Below are 21,255 nucleotides of genomic sequence, written 5' to 3'. Positions count from 1 at the left end.
AAAAATGGCTGTAAAAAAAATAAAAAGAGGCTATCGTAAAACTCGTTATATTCTTTACAAGGAAACACTTATTGATTTTAATGAACAATTTTGGTCTTTTCTGGGTTCCTTTGTCGGGATTGGATTATTAGCTTATTTTCAGTCTATTCATTTTTCAGGAAATGATGCTGTCTATTTAATTGGTTCTTTTGGAGCTTCGAGTGTTTTAGTTTACGGTATTATTCAAAGTCCGTTTTCACAGCCCCGAAATTTAGTTGGCGGACATTTGGTTTCTGCTTTCATAGGTGTAACGGTTCAAAAACTGGCTCCGGATATTATTTGGATTGCTGCTCCCCTCGCGGTTTCACTTGCTATTATTTTAATGCAAATAACCAAAACATTGCATCCTCCTGGAGGCGCAACAGCGCTTATTGCTGTTATTGGTTCAGATAAGATAAAAGATTTAGGATATATGTACGTGGTTTCTCCGGTTTTGGTTGGTGTTTTGATTTTATTATTCACCGCTTTAATCTTTAACAATATGACACCAAGCAGGTCATATCCGAGTCACAATATGTATCATAAACATATTCATAAGATCAGGAAACGATTGATTCGCAAATAATATAATTACAGGTTTTGAAAAGATTGTGATTAATACCTTAAAAATGAACATTAAACCTACAAGGTTTTAAAAACCTTACAGGATTGCTGAATAAATTAAATCACTAAAAAACAGCGAATTAAAATCTTTTCAACAAATCGTAATTCGCAATTCGTAAATCATTAATTATATTTTACCTTTGACCTTTCAATAAAAACAAAGATTATGGTTTATAAATTTAGAGTAATTCTAGACGCCGAAGAAGATATTTTTAGAGACATTGCAATTCTTGAAGATGATACTCTTGAAGATTTACACAATGCTATCTTCAATGCATTTGGTTTTGACGGAATGGAAGTAGCTTCGTTTTACACTTGTGATGAAACCTGGAATCAGGAAGACGAAATTCCGCTTTTTGATACTGGTGATGTTCCTGGTGAGCAACGAACTATGGGAGATTATCCGTTATCTTCTATTTTAGACAAAGAAAACACCAAAATCATTTACGTATACGACTTCATTAACATGTGGACATTCTTAGTGGAACTGGCTGCTATCGAAGATCAAATCGCAGGAGCTCCATACCCTGAAACGTTGTTCTCACACGGAGAAATGCCTGACGAAGCGATTGAAAAAAACTTTGAAGCTGATATGCACGACGACATTTACGGCGAATTCGAAGACGATCTTGACGAAGACGATCTTGACATGTTCGAAGACGATGACAGTTTCGAAGATTACGGATTTGAGGAAAATTGGAATTAGTTTTTTCTTTCTAGGTTCAAAGGTTCAGAGTTGCAAAGGTTCAGAGGTTTTCTTTAAAATCGCTAACTTAGAAATATGAATATTCTTATTTTTGTGTTTTTTATTTAAATACATGAATTATGAATACTTTTCGAGACCTTTTAATCTGGCAAAAATCAATGAACATAGTAACTGAAATTTACCAATTAACAAACTCATTTTCAAAAGAAGAAATTTATGGACTATCTTCACAAATCAGAAGATGTTCAATATCAATACCAAGCAATATTGCAGAAGGTTACGGCAGAGACGGAAATAATGATTACCTGAGATTTTTAAACATTTCAATGTCATCGTTATTCGAGATGCAAACCCAACTTGAAATCTCATTCAATTTAAAATTTTTAAACGAGAATCAATTTAACAAAATAAATGGAGAAAGCAGAGAATTAGAGCGCATGCTAAGTGCTTTTATTCGAAAGATTAAAGAACGAAACTAAACCTTTGTTCCTTCGAACCTTTGCCACTCTGAACCTAAAAAATATGATCAACCTTTTCAACACCCACATCGAGACGCTTGCGATACACCGCGTAGGAAACAAAAGCCGAAACGAAGCGATTTTTTTATCGGAACAAGCATTTAACTTAAATGACGAAATTGTGCCTTTAATAAAAGAGTACTTCTTTAAGCCTTTTAGAGAAAAAGAAGAAAACTATTTTCAGTTTGCACACGAAGTCGATTTGGACTATAACGACATGTTTAAATTTGCAAGTGAAATTTTTGACAATCCAAGCAAATTGCATGAGGTTTCAAAAAACATAACCAAGCATTTATACGAACAATCCAATCATCCGCACATTAAAAACGGAGAGGTTTATGTAACGTACCTAACCAATTTAAGTATCGACAATAATGTTGTTGATGCTATTGGAATTTTTAAAAGTGAGTTACAGGCTGATTTTTTACAATTTGAAGAAAAAGAAAGCAATCTTGAAATGGTTTTACAACAAGGAATTAACTTGAGTAAACTAGATAAAGGGTGTTTGATTTTTAATTATAAAAAAGACGAAGGATATAAAATTTTAACTGTAGACAGCAACCGTTATGATGCACGCTACTGGTTAGAGCATTTTTTATCTGTTGATGCTTTTGAAGATGAAAACTTCATTACAAAAAAATACTTGAAATTCTGTCAAAACTTCGCAAAAGACGTTGTTTTACCGGCAGAAGACAAAAAAGAAGAAGTAATGTTTATGAACAGATCTGTGAATTATTTCGCAAAAAACGATCAGTTTGAAGAACAAAACTTCCTGAATGAAGTATTAGACAATCCTGACTTAATTCCTGAATTCAAAAACTACAAAGTTGATAAAGGAGAAAAATACAGCATCGAAGATGTAACCTCATTCCCTATCGCCAACGCAGCAGTTTCTGACGCTAGAAAATCGATTAAAAACGTTATCAACCTGGATACTCACATTCAGATCAAAATGGATTTTATCAATCCTGAAAGTGCAGAAAAATTTGTTGAAAAAGGCTGGGATGAAGAAAAACAAATGTATTACTACCTGGTTTATTTCAATAAAGAAGAAAAAAGCTAGAAGTTATTCATTTTCTATTACTTACTTAAAACAAAAAACGGCAACTACATTATGTAATTGCCGTTTTTTAATTAAAACCAAATTGTAAATCAACGACATAGCTTTCATTTCTCTTATTACAATAAACAATTAAAATCTATACTATTATAAGCGAAAGAAATCATTAAAATGAATAACATACTCAAATAATGCTTAATTTTGCATCCTAAACTAAAATTCAGATGGATAATCTTTTACATCTCGAAAGCCCTTTCGAAACTATTATCTCTTTTCACAGATTAATTGAATCTTTCGAAGAAATTGCGTTGTCTGAAGTCGATTACCGATCGAACTATGCAAAAGCAATACTGGAACAAATAGCATTGATTCCTGAATTGAAAACAGGTATTCGCGATTATGCTATTATTAAAAAAAATGAAGCTTTAATCAAAAATATATTAGCCGATTTATTTCCAACCGCTTTAACCCAAAACGAAATAAAAGCGGTTACCATTCCTTTTCAAAATATATCATTCAATTACACAGAGCGTTTCAAGAAAATTTTGCGCAATGCGGGAGATGAATTTTATATGGAAATCCGTGATTTTGACAGTCATCAGTTTTACGTAAATAACTGCTGTCTAATTCTAAGTAATTATTACAAGCAACATATCGATTTCAACAAACCTTTTTTCTACGATATTCCGGATGAAGATGGAATCGAGAAACATTATCGTATTTTGTACAATGCGGATTTCATGGAAATTACACCAACAGAAAATTCGGTAGCGCTCACGCAGGATGATATCGATCAATTGATTGACAATTATAATGACATCGATTTATGGAAATCGAAATTTCCTCCCGGAAGCTGGATTCTAAAAGGATTTGGAATTGTTTCTTTATTTGATGCAACGACCGAAAGTTCGATCTCCAATTTAAAAAGTAACTTACTAAAACCAGACGCAAAAAGTGTTACTTCTGACGAGATCATATCTAATATTTTTAAATCCATTTTTAATATTCCGGATTTAAGAGTAGGTTTCATTATCTATAATCAGGAAGAAGAAAAATTCATACGACCTATTAAATACGACAAACAAATTCATAGTTTCTTGTTGTCTAAAGATCAGGAAATCGATTGTAAAAATGCTTTTTTTGGATGTTCTTTTGAAAATTTATTAGATAAAAAAGAGCCTTTTGTAATTTCTAATGTCAAAAAATTTACAGAAGAAAGTCCAAACAAACTAATGGGGCAACATTTACTAAAACAAAATATTGGAAGTTGTCTATTTGCTCCTATTATTAAAGACGGAAACTTATTGGGTGTTATTGAACTGGTTTCTGAAAGACCAAGAGATTTAAATAGCGTAAATGCTACTAAACTCGACTTGGTTCTTCCGTACTTAACTGATACTATAGACCGCTACAATACTGATATGCAACATCAGATTGAAGCTATCATTCAGCGTGAATACACTACGATTCACCCAAGTGTATACTGGAAATTCAAGAAAGAATCTCAAAATTACTTTCAGACCATTAATCATACTAAAGATTATATCTTCAAGGAAATTGTTTTCAAAAATGTTTTTCCGCTTTACGGACAAATTGATATTAAGGGTTCATCTGAACATCGAAATGAAACGGTTAAAAAAGATTTACAAAATCAGCTGGCAACCATTTTAACAATTCTCGAAAATCAAAAGCCAAATAGTAATTTGGTACTTTTAGAACAAAGAAAATTCGAATTGCAATCGATGCGTGATGAATTAAACAGTCCGCTAAAAGCAAATACAGAACAACAGATTCAGCGTTATATCGAAGAAGAAATTCATCCGCTGCTAAAGAATACAAAAGGAACAAGTCAGGATCATAAACTGGAAGAATCTTATTTTGAGAGTCTTGATGAAAAAACAGGAATGTTTTATCAGGAAAGAAAGAAATTTGACAATGCAATGTCTATTATCAACAAACGACTTGCCTTGGTTTTAGATAAAAAACAATTGGAAGCGCAACAAATTTATCCACATTATTACGAACGATTTAAAACAGATGGTGTAGAACATAATTTGTATATCGGATCTTCGATTACGCCAACAAAACCTTTTGACATTATGTATTTGCACAATCTGCGCTTATGGCAATTGCAAACGTTATGCGAAATGGAGTTAGAACATCATCAGCTCAAAGCGTCTTTACCTTATGAATTGGATGTAACGTCTTTAATCTTAGTATTCAGTGCTCCGCTTTCTATTCGTTTTAGAATGGATGAAAAACGTTTTGATGTTGACGGAACATATAATGCAAGATATGAAGTAGTTAAAAAACGTATCGATAAATCAAACATTAAAGGAACAAAAGAAAGAATTACAGAAAAAGAGAAAATTACGATTGTATATTCTCAAAATAATGAGGAAACGGAATATTTGAAATACATCAAATATTTACAGCATAAAAAAATATTGGAACCTTCTATCGAACAATTTGAAGTCGAAGATCTTCAGGGAGTTTCAGGGTTAAAAGCCATTCGTGTAAAAGTGATTAACAATACCGAAAATTTAACCACAAAAAAAATTACCTATCAGGATTTATTAGATGAGCTCAATTAACATTGAGCTCATTTGCTATTTTATGGTTTCGTTTAGGCTCCTACTCCTTTAAAAGCAATAATAAAAGAAATTACGGTTATAATTATCCCAAACATAAACAGGTTGTAGGCGATTCTCAGTAAATTGTATTTGCGTTGCAAAACGATTCCCAAATAATACAAATCTTTAATCATTGTCGAATACAGATAATCGCGGTCTTTCATCATTTCATTCATTGCCCAATCGTATTCTTCTAAAGGCATTTTGTAGAAATTTCCAAAAAACAGTAAGTTTATTTTCTTTGCTTCTATATCTTCTCTTGTAAAAACACCCGTAGTGACTTTTGGCCTTGTCGAAAGTATGGCGAAAATAATGGTAACAACACTCGACATCAACATGATAAATGTTGGGATGACCAAATGCGCATTTTTCGGGCTGTCTAATTTTGGAATAATAGTCGAAAGTGCAATCGAAATAATAATGGCATTTACGGATAATAAAATATTGGCTTTACTATCTGCAATTCCGCTTAAGCGTGTATGATTTCCAAGTGTAACACGAAATAAGGTATCAACACCACGATCCGGTTTTTCTACTTTATCTTTTTTTGCATTTTCTTCTTTCATTTTTTCAGCCGCTTTCTTTTCTTGTTTATCAATTCTTTTCTGTACCAGAATTAAATTTTTCTCCTTTAAAGGCTGCCATTTTTTTAAAGCGTGATCGGTATAAAAACGGTGTTTGTTTAATAAAAAGTTTAAGTTTTCTTTTGCCCATTCTGCATTAGAAAACAATACATTATGCGTGTTCTTCAATTCAAGACGTAATAATTCGCAGGTCACTTCATATTCGACCCCCACAAGATGCGCATAATCGGCATCTTTCATGATTTTCTCTAAATGAGTCTTCGGAATATATTCTTTTACCGTTACCATAATCAGTTTAGAGACATTGGCAATGAACTCATCTGACTTGCCTTTTTCTCTTAAAAAATCAGCTGCAATTTTTGTGCTTTCCAGCTCATGGTTCTCATAACCTTTTGTGTAACCTGTGTCATGAAACCATGCCGCAACCAACAATAATTCTTTATCATCTCCTTCCACATCTTCTTTTTTGCAGAGTTCTTTTACTGCATTTACGACCGAAAAAGTATGGTTAAAATTATGGTAAGAATATAGATTAGAAAGATTATCTTTGAGTAAATTACTGACGAATTCTTCGGACTGTTCTATTAAATTCATGGAGAATATTTTTATACCACTAAATTATGAAATTGTTTTTGGATAATCATTTTATTACTAAAATTAAAAGCTGCTCTTTAGTAATTATAACAACGCTATTTTTTATTTCCTGCGCTACACACAAAGCTCAGTATGGAAAAAATGTGAGCGCAAATGAAACTGAGAACGCAACTGATACCATAAAAATTGCACACACTATTTATTTAGTTGGGGATGCAGGAAATGCAGATGAAGAACAAGCCCAGCAAACGCTTGAACTCCTGCATAAAAAGCTTAAAAAAGCAAGCAAAAAATCGACATTATTATTTTTAGGAGACAACATTTATCCTAAAGGTTTTCCTTCAGATGATAATGCAGCAGAAAAAGCTTTGGCTGAAACAAAACTTACGAATCAATTGAAACTAACAAAAGGTTTTAAAGGAAAAACAATTGTTATTCCCGGAAATCACGATTGGTACAGCGGAATTAAAGGTCTGGAACTACAGGCAGATTTTGTAAATAAATACCTGAATGATAAAAAAGCGTTTCTTCCCAGGAAAAGCTGTGCTATTGAAGATGTAAAAATCGACAGTACTGCCACACTTATAACTATTGATAGCGAATGGTTTCTGGAAGACTGGGACAATCATCCTACGATAAATGATAATTGTGATATTAAAACCCGTGAAGACTTTTTTGATCAACTGGAAAACTTGCTGAATAAAAATCAGGAAAAAACAGTTGTGCTTGCTATCCATCACCCGCTATTAAGCAATGGAACTCACGGTGGACAATTTTCATTAGAAAAACAATTATTTCCGTTAGAGAAAAAAATCCCGCTTCCTATTATTGGTTCTTTTATCAATTTACTCCGAAAAACATCAGGTGTTAGTCCCCAAGATATTCAGAACAAGCAATACACCGCTTACGCGAAAAGGATAAAAACTTTATTACAAGGTCAAAAAAATGTAATTGTGGTTTCTGGTCATGATCATAATCTGCAATATATAAATGGTGATAATATTAAGCAAATTATCAGTGGAGCAGGTTCAAAATCGGAAGCAGCAAGAGCCGTCGGAGCCAATGACTTTTCATACGGAGGAAATGGTTACGCAACGCTAACTCTGTTTAGAAGCGGAGATGCTAAAGTTGCCTTTTTTGGAAATGAAAAGAACAGTGAAAAACTTCTTTTTGAACGTGAGATCATCAAAGCAAAAGAAATCAATTGGGCAGCAAACGAATCTGATAAATTTCCGGCTACCATTACGACTTCAATCTATTCTGATAAAATGACGCAGAAAAATGGATTTCATAGATTCTTATTCGGAAATCATTACAGAAAATATTACAGCCTTCCTATTGAAGCTAAAGTAGCAACTATCGACACCTTAAAAGGAGGTTTAAAACCAATTCGTGAAGGCGGCGGACACCAATCGGTATCGTTACGTATGTCGGATCCAAAAGGACGTGAATATGTAATGCGTGCTCTAAAAAAGAGCGCGACCGTATTTCTACAATCCGTTGCTTTTAAAGATCAATATGTTGTAAATGATTTTCAGGATACGTACGCAGAGAATTTTTTATTAGATTTCTATACGACTTCTCATCCTTACACTCCTTTTGTAATTGGCAACTTGGCAGATAATTTAGGTATCGCTCATACCAATCCTATTTTATACTATATTCCAAAACAAAATGGCTTAAGAGAATTCAACTCCAACTTTGGAGATCAATTGTACATGGTTGAAGAAAGACCTGCTGATAATCATTTAGATGCTAAAAACTTTGGAAACCCAAGAAATATCATTAGTACTGATGACATGCTGAAAAATCTTCATAAGGATGAAAAGTATGCTGTAGACGAAAAAGAATACATTAAAGCCAGATTGTTTGACATGCTGATTGGCGATTGGGACAGACATAGTGATCAATGGCGCTGGGCAGAATATAAAGTAGGCGATAAAATAATTTACAAACCTATTCCACGCGATCGTGATCAGGCTTTTTCAAAATACGACGGAACATTACTTTCTATACTAATGAATATTCCGGCATTGCGTCACATGCGTTCTTTTAGAAATAAGATAGACAATGTAAAATGGCTTAACAGAGAACCTTATCCTATGGATTTGGCTTTCTTAAAAACTGCCAACGAGCAAGACTGGATCGCACAGGCAAAATACATTCAGGAAAATTTATCTGACGCTGCTATTGATAAAGCTTTTAAAAATTTACCAAAAGAAGTACAGGATGAAACGATTGAAGACATCAAAAGAAAATTAAAAAACAGAAAGAAAGAACTTCAAAAGTATGCTTCTGCATATTCTGACGTGTTAAGCAAAACGGTTATGATTGCCGGAACGGATAAAAAAGACAAATTTGTTATTGATCACACTGCCAGAAAAAGCATTGAAATCAAAGTATACCGCACTAAAAAAGAGGGTGAGGAACTAATTTATACCAAAACGGTAACCGATGCTAAAACGAAAAATTTATGGATTTATGGTTTAGATGACAATGATATTTTTCAAGTTGTTGGCGATCACAAATCAAGAATCAAAATACGTTTGATTGGTGGTCAGAACAATGATACTTATAACATTGAAAACGGAAGAAAGGTGATTGTGTACGATTTCAAGTCAAAAGAAAACACCTATAATCTCGACAATAAAACGCAAACACAGCTTACAGATGATTATGATGTAAACTTGTATAATTACGAAAAACCAAAATACAATGTGATTTCAGGACTTCCAAATATTGGTTTTAATCCTGACGATGGTGTAAAACTAGGTATTAATTTAAATTATACGGTAAACAATTTCAAACAAAATCCGTACACGCAAAGACATGTGATCAATGCCTTTTACTACTTTGCAACAGGCGGTACAGAATTAAATTATGTAGCACATTTTCCTGGATTATTAGGTAGATGGATTGCTGATGTTGAGTCGCAATATACTACACCAAACTTTGCTAAAAATTATTTTGGTTTTGGAAATGAAACGCAAAATGAGCAGAAAAGATTCGATTTAGATTACAATCGTGTTAGAATTCAGCAATTTAAAGTATCAGCAGCCATGAGACATGTTGGTCGTTATGGAAGCGAATTTACGGTTCAGCCCTTCTTTGAACAAATGAAAGTGGAGGAAACTACAGGTCGATTTATTGAAGCGTCTAATACTGTAAATCCGGCAATTTTTGATGGTCAGATTTTCGGAGGAGCAAAACTTAAATATACTTTTAAAAATGCTGATTTAAAATCGAAACCAACTTTAGGAATGGCTTTTATGGCTTCGGCAAGCTGGACAACTAATTTAGAAGAATCGAAACAAAACTTTCCAACATTAGAAACTTCATTAGGTTTTGCACATAGGATAGACAAAAACGGAAAATTAGTTCTGGCTACGATCCTTCAGGGAAAAAAGATTCTGAACAACAATTACGAATTTTATCAGGGAGCTACTCTGGGTGGCGACATGAACCTTCGTGGCTACAGAAACGAGCGCTTTTTAGGAGATTCTTATTTTACACAAAGCAGTGATATCCGTTACAGTATTGGTAAAATTCAACGTACCATTGCTCCGTTAACGTATGGAATCCTAGGCGGATTTGATTACGGAAGAATTTGGCTTGATGGTGAAAGTTCTACAAAATGGCACCAGGATTATGGTGGCGGACTTTGGCTTAATGCTGTTAATGTACTTACTGCAAGAATTCAGTATTTTAAATCACCGGATGAAATTGGAAGGGTAATTTTTGCAGCGGCTTTTAGTTTTTAGCTTTAAGCTTCTGAGGGACTAAGTTGCTAAGTTGTTAATCTTAAAACTGAGCGTTTATAAAAATTTTCAGCCACGAATTCACGAATTATTTACTCCAAAATAATTCATGAATTCGTGGCTGTTTTTTTTAAGTATAAAACTTAAACTCTTAGAAACTTAGTATCTCAGCAGCTTAGCACCTCAGTACCTTAGTATCTTAGCAACTTTATCTAAGCTTAAACTCATAAACATTCCCACCGGTTTTATTTGTTTTTTCATCAGCAATAAGTAAGGTATTGTTATCTTTAAATACGATAGCTTCTTTTTGTGAAAAATGATTTAAAAGAATTTCGGTTTGGGTTCCCTTGTGAAATGAATCTCCTTTGAAATCTTTTAGCAAAACTATTTTATCATGACTTAACAAGACTACTTTTTTCCCATCAGGACTAATGGTTGCGCTTGTCAAAACACAATGATTGTAATTGTCACAGGTTTTTATTTCACCTATTTTTTCTGCTTTTTGAGTTCCCGGTGCATTCAAAATTTTATAAATAAAAGCCGTTCCATCAAAGCCTTTACTCCTGTTTTTTGTAAAAAGATAGAAATAGTTCTCGTGTTCGAAAAAACCTTCTACATCATAAAACAGTTCTTTTTTCTTTGGTGGAAATGCTGTTTGTTCCGGATACGAAAAAGATACTTTGTACTCGGCTTTAGCCTGATCGTTATTCAATTCGTTTTTTGCTACTTTGTAAATACATAAATCCTGACGTTTGTTGTCGTTATTTCCAAAATCACCAATATATACATTACCTGTTTTATCTTGTGTGATATCTTCCCAATCTACATTGGTTGCATTTGTAACTTCTATCGTTTTATCTAATTTTCCTTCCGCATCTACAGCGTAAATTTTATTAGCATTTCCGCTATCTTCTATAGCATAAATTATTTTTTTATCCTGAACATAAGTAATTCCGGAAACCTCTTTCAATTTCTTAGGAAGAGAATAAAGCGTGGTAAAATCACTATGCGACTTTTGCTGACATGCCAATAAGACAATAGAAACGCTAAATAAAAAAAACTTTTTCATAATGTTATTTTTAAAAATTAAGCTCAATTTGAACTCTTGTAAATCAAATTAGATTGGTGTTTTTAAAATTACGTGTAATAAATTCAAAAGCTGCAAACATAATGTGCCCCATTGATCTTGCATTTTTAAATTTCATATCATTAGTATAACGATACAATTCCATTTTTAGTTGATCCAGATGCTGTTCTGTCGAAATGGTATCGTGACACATAATATTTAATAACTTTTTTACTCTATTTTCTGCAGAGTGAATCCGCTTTGCCAAAATAGCTCTTTCTTCGTCTTTGTATTGAATAATAGAACGTTCCTCTAATTTATCTTTGATTAGTTTTATCATCGGATAATTTTCCTTAAAAAACTGTGGACGATATACCTTAAAGTTTCCTTCGTAACATTGCTGATCAAAATCAATCGGGCGAATTTTGTACACCACCTGATCAAAATCGTGAATGGGAACAATAACATAATTGTAAGCACGCATATCTCCTAAAAGACGTATCATACAACGCTCATTAAATTTTACAAATTCTTTTGCAATCTGTGCCTTTTCTGTTTCACTGCAACTCTCTAATAAAGTATCCATAAAAACATCTCCAGGAATTCCAATAATATGTTCCTCTATCAAAGTATCTTTATAAACCAGAAAGTTAATCTTATCAGGCGAAAGAATATCTTCTAGTTCAAGTCCATATATACGTGAAGCATCCGCTTTTTTAATATAAAAATGAACGTAATTATCGTTGAGAATATTTCGGACTTTTATTCTAAAAGGTTTTGAGTTTCCAAAAGTACAATAGTCGATCGCATCCACATTTAAAAACTGAATGATTTCGCTATTTCCATCAGAATGTAACAGCGAGTATATTTTTTTTAGATTAAGATCGATTTCTGTTCTTTCGAATTCACTATAATACACTCTGATCCAAAGCGTATCGGAATCATTTTTGTCGTAAACGTTTACAGAGCCCGAAAAACGCAATAAATCATCATAGAACACAGAAACTTTAGATATACGCTCATATCGCTCTAAATAACTTAAAAGAGATTGTGTTAAAGGATAAGATGGCTTTTTTAAAACCATTAAAGGTTCACTCATTTTGAATATCTTTATTACAAATTTACATTAAATAAAATTTAGCGTAACAATTTCCCTACTGAATCGTCATACCTAAAACTAAAACCGAAATAAATTTGGAAACCATTCTTACTATTGAAAATCTTCACAAAAAATACGGGCGAATTCAAGCCTTAAAAAATGTATCTTTTGAAATACAAAAAGGTCGCGTTTATGGCATTTTAGGCCCAAACGGAAGTGGAAAATCGACTACACTTGGCATCGTTTTAAATGTTGTAAACCGTACATCCGGCGATTACAAATGGTTTGGCGGTAAAATGCAGACACATGAAGCCTTAAAAAAAGTAGGCGCCATTATAGAAAGACCTAACTTTTATCCTTACATGACGGCAGAAGAAAATCTGAAGCTGGTTTGTAAAATAAAAAGTATTGATTACTCTAAAATCACTGAAAAACTGGATTTGGTAGGTTTAACAGAAAGAAAAGACAGCAAATTCAGTACGTTCTCTTTAGGGATGAAACAACGTTTAGCAATTGCTTCAGCTCTTTTAAATGATCCTGAAATTTTAATTTTAGATGAACCAACAAATGGTCTTGATCCTCAGGGAATTCATCAGATTAGAGATATTATTAGAAAAATTGCATCGCAGGGGACTACCATTTTACTGGCTTCTCATTTATTAGATGAAGTAGAAAAAGTATGCTCGCACGTTATAGTTTTAAGAAAAGGAGAAATTTTATATTCTGGTTCTGTTGATGGAATGTCGGCAAACGAAGGCTTTTTTGAAGTTATGGCAGATGACAACATCGCGCTAAAACACCACTTAAAAGATCATCCTGCTATTGACAGAATTAATGAGGAAGAAGGCAAAATTTTAGTGTACCTGAAAGCTGATTTATCGGCTGCTTCTCTTAATCAGTTTTTATTTTCTAAAGGGGTTGCATTAAGCCATTTAGTAAAACGCAAAAACAGCTTAGAAGCTCAATTTTTAGAATTAACCAAAAACGCTACTGCCAAAAACAACTAAACCATGAACAGACTTATCTCTATAGAATTACAAAAAATCTGGAAAAATAAAGCCAGCCGAGTTCTAACCTTAACGTATTTCATTTTACTTTCTTTTATTGCCTTAATCGCATCAATCAAATTTAATTTAGGCGTTATTCAATTTCATGTAGCTGAAATGGGAATTTTCAACTTCCCGTTTATCTGGCATTTCAATACCTATATGGCAGCGATACTTAAATTTTTCTTAGCTATTGTAATTGTTTCGATGATGTCAAATGAATATAGCTACGGAACATTAAAACAAAATCTAATCGACGGTTTAAGCAAAAAAGAATTTATCCTTTCAAAATTCTTAACTGTTGTGCTTTTTGCCTTATGTTCTACTGTTTTTGTTTTTGTAATGAGCCTTCTTCTGGGTTTATCGTTCTCATCTTACACCGAATTCGGAATTATTTTTACTGATCTGGATTATCTTTTGGCGTTTTTTGTTAAGCTAACTGGATTCTTTTCCCTATGTTTGTTTTTAGGAATTTTGGTAAAACGTTCTGCATTTGCATTAGGTTTTCTTTTAGTTTGGAGTATTTTTGAAGCAATCTTGAAAGGCATTTTGGCTTTTAAAATTTTTCCGGATAGTAATAAACATGAGTACATTACTCAATTCTTTCCTTTGGAATCCTTATCCAACTTAATTATTGAACCTTTTTCAAGATTATCTGTAATCAAAAACCTTGGAAACCAAATGGGAGTTGAAAATACAAAAGAATATGGCGTGAATTATCTCGCTATTCTGATTGTTTTAGCGTGGACGTATCTTTTTATACATTTTTCTTACAAACTATTAAAAAACAGAGATTTATAGTATATTTACGCGCATGAGGCATTTTAAGATTTTTTTATTGGTATTAGGTATGGTTTTATGTTATAGTACAATGAATGCCCAAAGCATAATTGTAGATGACAGCAAAACTGCACAAGAACTGGTTACTAATATTTTAATAAATAGCTCCTGCATTAATGTACAAAGCGTTAGCGCCACAGGAAACCCGCAAACTGGTGCTCAGAGCTATGCTTATTTTAGCTCTGGAACCAGCAATTTCCCTTTTCCAAGTGGTATTGTTTTAAGTACAGGACCTAGTAAAAATACTGAAGGCCCGTTTGTACAGTCGACATCGATAGGTGTAAAAAATGATAGCTGGCAAGGTGATAACGATCTAAACAGAGCATTAAATATCGCCGAAAGCAAACAGGCAACTGTTTTAGAATTTGATTTTGTGCCACTTACCAACACCATTAGTTTCGATTATATTTTTGCCTCAAATGAATATCAGAGTTATTTTCCCTGTATTTATTCTGACGGTTTTGCATTTTTAATAAAAAAAGCAGGTACTTCAGAAGAGTATAAAAACTTAGCCGTTTTACCTCGTACAACAATACCTGTTTCTGCTACAACAGTTCATCCAAAAATAGAATCAGTTACGGTTAACAACAGAACATACGATGGATGCGATCCTTTGAATGTAAATTATTACAACGGAAATAATACGATCAGTAGTCCTATAAATTTTGCAGGACAAACCGTTGTGATGAACGTTGAAACTGAAGTAGAAGCAAATGTAACCTACCATTTAAAACTAGTTATAGCCGATGATAAAACTGGCCAATACAATTCAGCAGTATTTATAGATGCAGGAAGTTTTCTATCCAAAATAAAGTTTGGAGAAGACAAAACAGCCGCTAATGGAAATCCGGCTTGCTACGGAGAAAGTGTACTTCTTGACACCCAATTAAACAATACAAGCAATACGTTTAAGTGGTTTAAAAAGGACAACGCTAACAATTACACACTTATTCCTTCGGCAACAAATTCTACTTATTCGGCACAAGATGAAGGAACTTACAAAGTTGAAGTAATGCTTAACGGAACAACCTGTGTTTCTACGGGAGAGCTTAAAATTGAGTACGCTCCTGATTTCTCCGTTTCCAATGCAGCTATATTTCAATGTGATGAAGATGCGGACGGATATACCATTTTTAATTTAAACAAAGTAAACAATATAATAAAGAATAACGCATCACAGTTTGTAAACTCAGGATATTACGAATCGTTAACTGATGCACAATCAAAAACAAATCCTATCTCCAATCCAGAACAATACAAGAACAAAGCGGCTAATCAGATTGTATTTGGAAGGGTGGAAAATTCCTTTGGCTGTTTTAAAGTTGCAGAAGTAACACTGCAGATTTCGAACACTTCTATTCCTGCTCAAAATCCAATCGCTACTTGTGATGGAGATGAAAATCAAGATGGCTTATATCAGTTTGACCTTAACTCAGAAGTATCGCCACAGATACTTTCAGGACTTCCTCCAAGCTTAACGCTTAATTACTTTTTAACTGCGAATGAGGCTGTAACGGAAACTAATCCTTTACCAAATATTTTCAGCAACACTACACCTTATAGTCAAATCATATACGCAAGAGCCATCAACGGTTCCGATTGTTACGGTATTACACCAATAACGCTTATTGTAAATACTTTTGACCCGCCAAATTTTGAAAACGAAACACAATACCTGTGCAAGGGAGATGAAATAAATCTAACCGTAAATACAGGTTTTAATGGTTATTTATGGAGTACAGGTGATACCTCAAATTCTATAAAAATTACAACAGCAGGCGATTATTCGATAACTGTAAAAGATGTTAATGGTTGCGAAAAAACAAAAAACTTTAAAATAGTAGCATCAGAACCGGCAACAATAACAGGAACGGTAGTAAAAGATTTTTCTGCTAACGAAAACACAGTTTCAGTAGAATATACCGGAATTGGAAACTATGAGTTTTCATTAGACGGTACATTTTTTCAAGACGAACCGCTTTTTACTCGTGTTAGTCCAGGAATTTATAACGCTATTGCAAGAGATAAAAATGGTTGTGGTTTTTCTAACTCGTATTTATTCTACGTTATAGATTATCCTAGGTATTTCACACCAAATGATGATGGCTATAACGACACATGGTTTATACAAAATCTGGATCAGCTTCCTAAATGTACTATTTCTATTTTTGATCGTTACGGGAAATTTTTAAAGGAAATGGATCCCAATGCAAACGGCTGGACAGGAAGATTTAACGGACAACCCTTACCTGCTGATGATTATTGGTTTACCATTGCTTTTGTAGACGGTAGAGTTGTAAAAGGACACTTTAGCTTGAAGAGATAACCCTTTAGATTTTAGATTGCTGATTGTAGATTTTAGATTGCCTTAGATTTTAGATTGCAGATTTTAGATTTTAGATTGTAGACTTTGAATATAGTTTAACTTCAGTGCAAGGCAACAACCAACAACCAACAACCAACAACTAACAACTAACAACTAACAACTAACAACTAACAACTAACAACTAACAACAATAAAAAAAGCCATTCTTTCGAATGGCTTTTTTAGCTTCTATATAAGTAGAATTAGATTTTAAATCTTTTTCTATCAGTTTCTGTCAAATAAATTTTTCTTAGACGGATAGATTTTGGTGTAACTTCTACATATTCATCTTTTTGAATGTACTCTAAAGCTTCTTCAAGAGAGAAAATGATTGGAGGAATAATCCTTGCTTTTTCATCATTTCCAGATGAACGAACGTTAGATTGTTTTTTCTCTTTAGTTACGTTTACACACATATCATCACCACGAGAGTTTTCCCCAATAACCTGACCTTCGTAAATTTCAGCATTTGGTTCAACAAAAAACTTACCACGATCTTGTAATTTATCGATAGAGTAAGGAATAGCTTTTCCTTTTTCCATAGAAATCAATGAACCTTTGTTACGTCCAGCAATTTCTCCTTTGTAAGGCTCATATCCAATAAAACGGTGTGCCATAATAGCCTCACCAGCTGTTGCAGTAAGCAATTGGTTACGTAATCCAATAATTCCACGAGATGGAATATTAAATTTAATGATCATACGTTCCCCTTTAGTTTCCATACTCAACATTTCTCCTTTACGGAAAGAAACAAACTCTACCGCTCTACCTGAAAGTGATTCCGGTAAATCGATTGTTAATTCCTCGATTGGCTCACATTTTTTACCATCAATTTCTTTGATGATAACTTGTGGCTGACCGATTTGTAACTCATAACCCTCTCTTCTCATTGTTTCAATAAGAACAGATAAGTGAAGTACTCCACGACCAAAAACCATGAATTTATCAGCAGAATCAGTTTCACCTAACTTCATTGCTAAGTTTTTCTCTAATTCTTTTGTTAATCTTTCTCTAATGTGACGAGAAGTTACAAATTTACCCTCTTTACCAAAGAAAGGAGAGTCATTAATTGTAAACAACATACTCATTGTAGGCTCATCGATATCAATCGTTTTTAAACCTTCAGGATTTTCAAAATCAGCAATAGTATCACCAATTTCAAAACCTTCAACTCCAATGATTGCACAAATATCTCCAGCAATAACTTCTTGTACTTTTTTACGACCAAGTCCTTCAAAAGTATGAAGTTCTTTGATACGAGATTTAGATACAGTACCATCTCTTTTTACTAATGAGATTGGCATACCTTCTTTAAGAACACCTCTTTCTAAACGACCAATAGCAATACGACCTGTAAAAGCTGAGAAATCTAAAGATGTAATTAACATTTGTGGTGTTCCTTCAGAAACTTTAGGAGCTGGTACATTTTGTACAACCATATCCAATAATGCTTCAACATTATCAGTTACGTTTTCCCAATGATCAGACATCCAGTTATTTTTAGCAGAACCATAAACTGTTGGGAAATCCAACTGCCATTCTTCAGCACCTAATTCAAACATTAAGTCAAAAACTTTCTCGTGAACTTCTTCAGGAGTACAGTTTTCTTTATCTACTTTATTGATAACTACGCAAGGCTTTAAACCAAGGTCAATCGCTTTTTGCAATACAAAACGCGTTTGTGGCATTGGACCTTCAAAAGCATCAACTAGCAAACATACACCATCGGCCATGTTTAATACACGTTCTACTTCACCTCCAAAATCGGCGTGACCAGGAGTATCAATAATATTGATTTTTGTTCCTTTATATTGAACAGAAACGTTTTTAGAAGTAATAGTAATACCTCTCTCACGCTCTAAATCGTTATTATCAAGAATTAAATCACCTGTATTTTCGTTATCACGAAATAATTGACAGTGATACATAATTTTATCAACCAAAGTGGTTTTACCGTGATCGACGTGGGCAATAATTGCAATGTTTCTAATAGATTCCATCTGAGATTTTTAATGGGTGCAAAGGTACACTTTATTTTGATATAAAAAACGTTTCTGCGATAGTTTGCGTATATACAAGTAATTAGTTCATTAAATCTATGTAAACAGAAGTTTCAAATTGAACATAATTGTTGTTTAGTTATGGTTAATTTAACTATATTTGAGTAATGAAAAGTAAAACTCTCCAAATTACTCTAATTTATATTATTATTTCGTTATTTGTGGCTTTTATCTGTCACAAAGTACTCGTTAACGTTATTTCTTCAAAAGAAAACTTTTATTTTTTCATTATAAAAGACTCCCTTTTCATTCTTATTACAGGTCTGTTTTTCAGACATATACTATCAAAAAACGAAAGCAAAAATATTGCTTTTTTCCAAAATAACAAAAAAACGAATGAAGATATTAAAGAATCTAATGAGAAGTATGATATTGTAGCAAAAGCAACAAGTGATACCATTTGGGACTGGAAAATTCAGGAAGACAGCATTAGCTGGAATAAAGGAATAGAAAGTGTTTTTGGTTACAGACAAGAGCAAGTTGGTAAAACTTCTAAATGGTGGTTCGATAAAATTCATCCCGAAGACAGCATTAGAATGTCTATCAAATTATATTCATTTATTGAACAAAAAACAGAAAAATGGCAGGATCAATACCGTTTCAGATGCGCAGACGGGACGTATAAATATGTATTAGACCGAGGTTTTTTATTGAAAGATGAAAACGGAAGGGCCATAAGAATGATTGGAGCCATTCAGGATATTACCAAACAAAAAGAAGAAGAACAACGTCTAAAACTTTTAGAAACCGTAATTACACAGTCTAAAGACTCTATTTTAATTACTGAAGCAAATTCTGCCAGTGGAAAAATTCCTAAAATAGTTTATGTAAATCCTGCGTTTTCTCAAATGTCGGGCTACGAATCAGGAGAAATAATAGGCAGATCAACCAGTATTTTCAATAAAGGTCCTAATTCAGATTCTGATGAGTTAAAAAAACTTCTAAGAGCTATCAAAAACGAGGAAGAATGTCTTATCGAAACAATTAGCTACACCAAGAAGAAGGAAGAATACTGGGTTCGTTTTTCCATGATTCCTATTTTTACTAATGAAGGGGTCATTTCGCACTGGATTTCTATTCAAAGAGATATTACGGATGAGAAAAAATTAGAAACAGAAAAGGAACATTTAATTAGAGAGTTAACACAAAACAACAAAGATTTAAAACAGTTTTCATACATTACATCACATAATCTGAGAGCACCTTTGTCTAATTTAATCGGACTTTTAAATCTTATAGAAGACATTCCAATTAAAAACCCGGAACTTGAAGAAATTCTTGCTGGCTTTAATAAATCTACTCACTTATTGAACGAAACGATTAATGATCTTGTCAAGGTTATTATTATTAAAGACAACCCTTCTATGCAAAAAGAAGAAGTTTCGTTAAAAGAAGTATTTGAAAATGTTTTTAGTCAGCTCGCTTTTCAAATAGAATTGCACAAACCGATCATTAAACTTAAGTTTGACCGTGTTCCGCTATTAAATACCAACAAAGCCTATTTAGAAAGTATTTTGCTTAATTTGCTTACCAATTCTATAAAATACAAATCAGAAAACAGAAAATTAAAAATATCCATTACTGCAGAACAAATAGATCATAAAGCTATTTTAACTTTTAAAGACAATGGAATAGGAATCGATCTTGAAAGAAATCGGGACAAAGTTTTTGGTCTTTACCAACGATTTCATAATTATCCTGACAGCAAAGGTCTGGGATTGTATCTCGTAAAATCGCAAGTCGAAACAATGGGTGGAACTATTAGTATCGATAGCGAAGTAAATAAAGGAACTACCTTTACAATAACATTTAAAAATTAATTTTTATGCTTGAGCAAATTTTATGCGTTGATGATGATCCAATAACATTAATGCTATCTAAAAAAGTAATTTCAAAATCTGAATTTTCTAAAGAAATTATCACAGCTCAAAATGGTGAAGAGGCTTTGCACTATTTCAACACTTTAAAATACAATAAAAACAAGACAAATAAGCCTGAATTAATTTTTCTGGATTTAAATATGCCAGTAATGGGTGGCTGGGAATTTTTGGATTATTTTGTTTCTGCTGATTACTCCGAATTTAATACTGCCAACGTAATCGTACTATCTTCTACTATTGATCCTGACGATTTAGCGAAAGCTAAAAAATATCCTATTATCATAGATTTTCTTTCGAAACCAATCACCCAAACAATGCTTGATTATCTCAAAAAAAAAATCTGCCCTGATGCATAACAACAAGAGCTTTTTTTAATCCACAGATTGTCTTGTCCTGAAATAGCG

Annotated in this window: 15 protein-coding genes; 11 read left to right on the top strand and 4 right to left on the bottom strand. The window is 33.1% G+C overall.

The window, feature by feature from the left end; all coding sequences use genetic code 11:
• Positions 1-4: 4 nt before the first annotated feature.
• From B0A66_RS07335 to B0A66_RS07315, 5 genes are all read left to right on the top strand, one after another.
• A complete protein-coding gene (locus B0A66_RS07335) occupies positions 5-604 on the top strand; it encodes an HPP family protein (RefSeq protein WP_089049209.1) in 600 nt (199 codons plus the stop codon).
• A 204-nt stretch (positions 605-808) separates the two neighbouring features.
• Entirely contained in the window at positions 809-1,348 is a 540-nt protein-coding gene (locus B0A66_RS07330) for an IS1096 element passenger TnpR family protein (protein WP_089049208.1), read from the top strand.
• A gap of 119 nt (positions 1,349-1,467) precedes the next feature.
• Positions 1,468-1,827 carry a four helix bundle protein gene (locus B0A66_RS07325; RefSeq protein WP_089049207.1) on the top strand — a complete coding sequence of 120 codons (360 nt, stop codon included), beginning with the start codon at positions 1,468-1,470 and terminating at the stop codon, positions 1,825-1,827.
• Between the two features lie 43 nt (positions 1,828-1,870).
• A complete protein-coding gene (locus B0A66_RS07320; protein ID WP_089049206.1) occupies positions 1,871-2,929 on the top strand; it encodes a nucleoid-associated protein in 1,059 nt (352 codons plus the stop codon).
• 221 nt (positions 2,930-3,150) lie between these two features.
• A complete protein-coding gene (locus B0A66_RS07315) occupies positions 3,151-5,520 on the top strand; it encodes a GAF domain-containing protein (protein ID WP_089049205.1) in 2,370 nt (789 codons plus the stop codon).
• A gap of 32 nt (positions 5,521-5,552) precedes the next feature.
• Here the strand turns inward: B0A66_RS07315 and B0A66_RS07310 are convergent, their stop codons facing one another.
• The gene (locus B0A66_RS07310; protein ID WP_089049204.1) at positions 5,553-6,737 is read right to left on the bottom strand and encodes a Pycsar system effector family protein; all 1,185 of its coding nucleotides are present in this window, start codon (positions 6,735-6,737) and stop codon (positions 5,553-5,555) included.
• 26 nt (positions 6,738-6,763) lie between these two features.
• Between B0A66_RS07310 and B0A66_RS07305 the strand changes: the two genes are divergently transcribed.
• Positions 6,764-10,498 (top strand): metallophosphoesterase, encoded by a 3,735-nt coding sequence (locus tag B0A66_RS07305; RefSeq protein WP_089049203.1) that lies wholly within the window; start codon positions 6,764-6,766, stop codon positions 10,496-10,498.
• Positions 10,499-10,703: 205 nt separating this feature from the next.
• Here B0A66_RS07305 and B0A66_RS07300 read toward each other — a convergent pair whose 3' ends face one another.
• Both B0A66_RS07300 and B0A66_RS07295 read right to left on the bottom strand, forming a co-directional pair.
• Positions 10,704-11,564: an SdiA-regulated domain-containing protein gene (locus B0A66_RS07300; protein ID WP_089049202.1), complete on the bottom strand. Its 861-nt coding sequence runs from the start codon at positions 11,562-11,564 to the stop codon at positions 10,704-10,706.
• A gap of 43 nt (positions 11,565-11,607) precedes the next feature.
• On the bottom strand, positions 11,608-12,660 hold the full coding sequence (locus B0A66_RS07295; RefSeq protein WP_089049201.1) for a hypothetical protein: 1,053 nt from the start codon (positions 12,658-12,660) through the stop codon (positions 11,608-11,610).
• Between the two features lie 95 nt (positions 12,661-12,755).
• On the opposite strand from B0A66_RS07295, the gene B0A66_RS07290 reads away from it, so the two are divergent.
• The 3 genes from B0A66_RS07290 to B0A66_RS07280 are packed head-to-tail and all read left to right on the top strand — an operon-like array spanning position 12,756 to position 16,872.
• Positions 12,756-13,667 (top strand): ABC transporter ATP-binding protein, encoded by a 912-nt coding sequence (locus B0A66_RS07290; RefSeq protein WP_089049200.1) that lies wholly within the window; start codon positions 12,756-12,758, stop codon positions 13,665-13,667.
• A gap of 3 nt (positions 13,668-13,670) precedes the next feature.
• Entirely contained in the window at positions 13,671-14,507 is an 837-nt protein-coding gene (locus tag B0A66_RS07285; protein WP_089049199.1) for an ABC transporter permease, read from the top strand.
• 13 nt (positions 14,508-14,520) lie between these two features.
• Positions 14,521-16,872: a T9SS type B sorting domain-containing protein gene (locus B0A66_RS07280; protein ID WP_089049198.1), complete on the top strand. Its 2,352-nt coding sequence runs from the start codon at positions 14,521-14,523 to the stop codon at positions 16,870-16,872.
• Between the two features lie 242 nt (positions 16,873-17,114).
• Here the strand turns inward: B0A66_RS07280 and typA are convergent, their stop codons facing one another.
• Positions 17,115-18,911 carry a translational GTPase TypA gene (typA, locus tag B0A66_RS07275; protein WP_089049197.1) on the bottom strand — a complete coding sequence of 599 codons (1,797 nt, stop codon included), beginning with the start codon at positions 18,909-18,911 and terminating at the stop codon, positions 17,115-17,117.
• 167 nt (positions 18,912-19,078) lie between these two features.
• On the opposite strand from typA, the gene B0A66_RS07270 reads away from it, so the two are divergent.
• On the top strand, positions 19,079-20,791 hold the full coding sequence (locus tag B0A66_RS07270; protein WP_089049196.1) for a PAS domain-containing sensor histidine kinase: 1,713 nt from the start codon (positions 19,079-19,081) through the stop codon (positions 20,789-20,791).
• A gap of 5 nt (positions 20,792-20,796) precedes the next feature.
• Positions 20,797-21,207 carry a response regulator gene (locus B0A66_RS07265; protein ID WP_089049195.1) on the top strand — a complete coding sequence of 137 codons (411 nt, stop codon included), beginning with the start codon at positions 20,797-20,799 and terminating at the stop codon, positions 21,205-21,207.
• Positions 21,208-21,255: the final 48 nt, after the last annotated feature.

This window comes from Flavobacterium hercynium (assembly GCF_002217285.1).
Lineage (GTDB): Bacteria > Bacteroidota > Bacteroidia > Flavobacteriales > Flavobacteriaceae > Flavobacterium > Flavobacterium hercynium.
Note: the sequence above shows the minus strand (reverse complement) of the source record. Positions and strands in the feature narration are given on the sequence as shown.

Coding starts and splice junctions, on each gene's coding strand:
- B0A66_RS07300 (WP_089049202.1), bottom strand. CDS start 11,564: ATGAAAAAGTTTTTTTTATTTAGCGTTTCTATTGTCTTATTGGCATGT.
- B0A66_RS07335 (WP_089049209.1), top strand. CDS start 5: ATGGCTGTAAAAAAAATAAAAAGAGGCTATCGTAAAACTCGTTATATT.
- B0A66_RS07325 (WP_089049207.1), top strand. CDS start 1,468: ATGAATACTTTTCGAGACCTTTTAATCTGGCAAAAATCAATGAACATA.
- B0A66_RS07270 (WP_089049196.1), top strand. CDS start 19,079: ATGAAAAGTAAAACTCTCCAAATTACTCTAATTTATATTATTATTTCG.
- B0A66_RS07285 (WP_089049199.1), top strand. CDS start 13,671: ATGAACAGACTTATCTCTATAGAATTACAAAAAATCTGGAAAAATAAA.
- B0A66_RS07265 (WP_089049195.1), top strand. CDS start 20,797: ATGCTTGAGCAAATTTTATGCGTTGATGATGATCCAATAACATTAATG.
- B0A66_RS07295 (WP_089049201.1), bottom strand. CDS start 12,660: ATGAGTGAACCTTTAATGGTTTTAAAAAAGCCATCTTATCCTTTAACA.
- B0A66_RS07315 (WP_089049205.1), top strand. CDS start 3,151: ATGGATAATCTTTTACATCTCGAAAGCCCTTTCGAAACTATTATCTCT.
- B0A66_RS07305 (WP_089049203.1), top strand. CDS start 6,764: ATGAAATTGTTTTTGGATAATCATTTTATTACTAAAATTAAAAGCTGC.
- B0A66_RS07330 (WP_089049208.1), top strand. CDS start 809: ATGGTTTATAAATTTAGAGTAATTCTAGACGCCGAAGAAGATATTTTT.
- B0A66_RS07280 (WP_089049198.1), top strand. CDS start 14,521: ATGAGGCATTTTAAGATTTTTTTATTGGTATTAGGTATGGTTTTATGT.
- typA (WP_089049197.1), bottom strand. CDS start 18,911: ATGGAATCTATTAGAAACATTGCAATTATTGCCCACGTCGATCACGGT.
- B0A66_RS07320 (WP_089049206.1), top strand. CDS start 1,871: ATGATCAACCTTTTCAACACCCACATCGAGACGCTTGCGATACACCGC.
- B0A66_RS07310 (WP_089049204.1), bottom strand. CDS start 6,737: ATGAATTTAATAGAACAGTCCGAAGAATTCGTCAGTAATTTACTCAAA.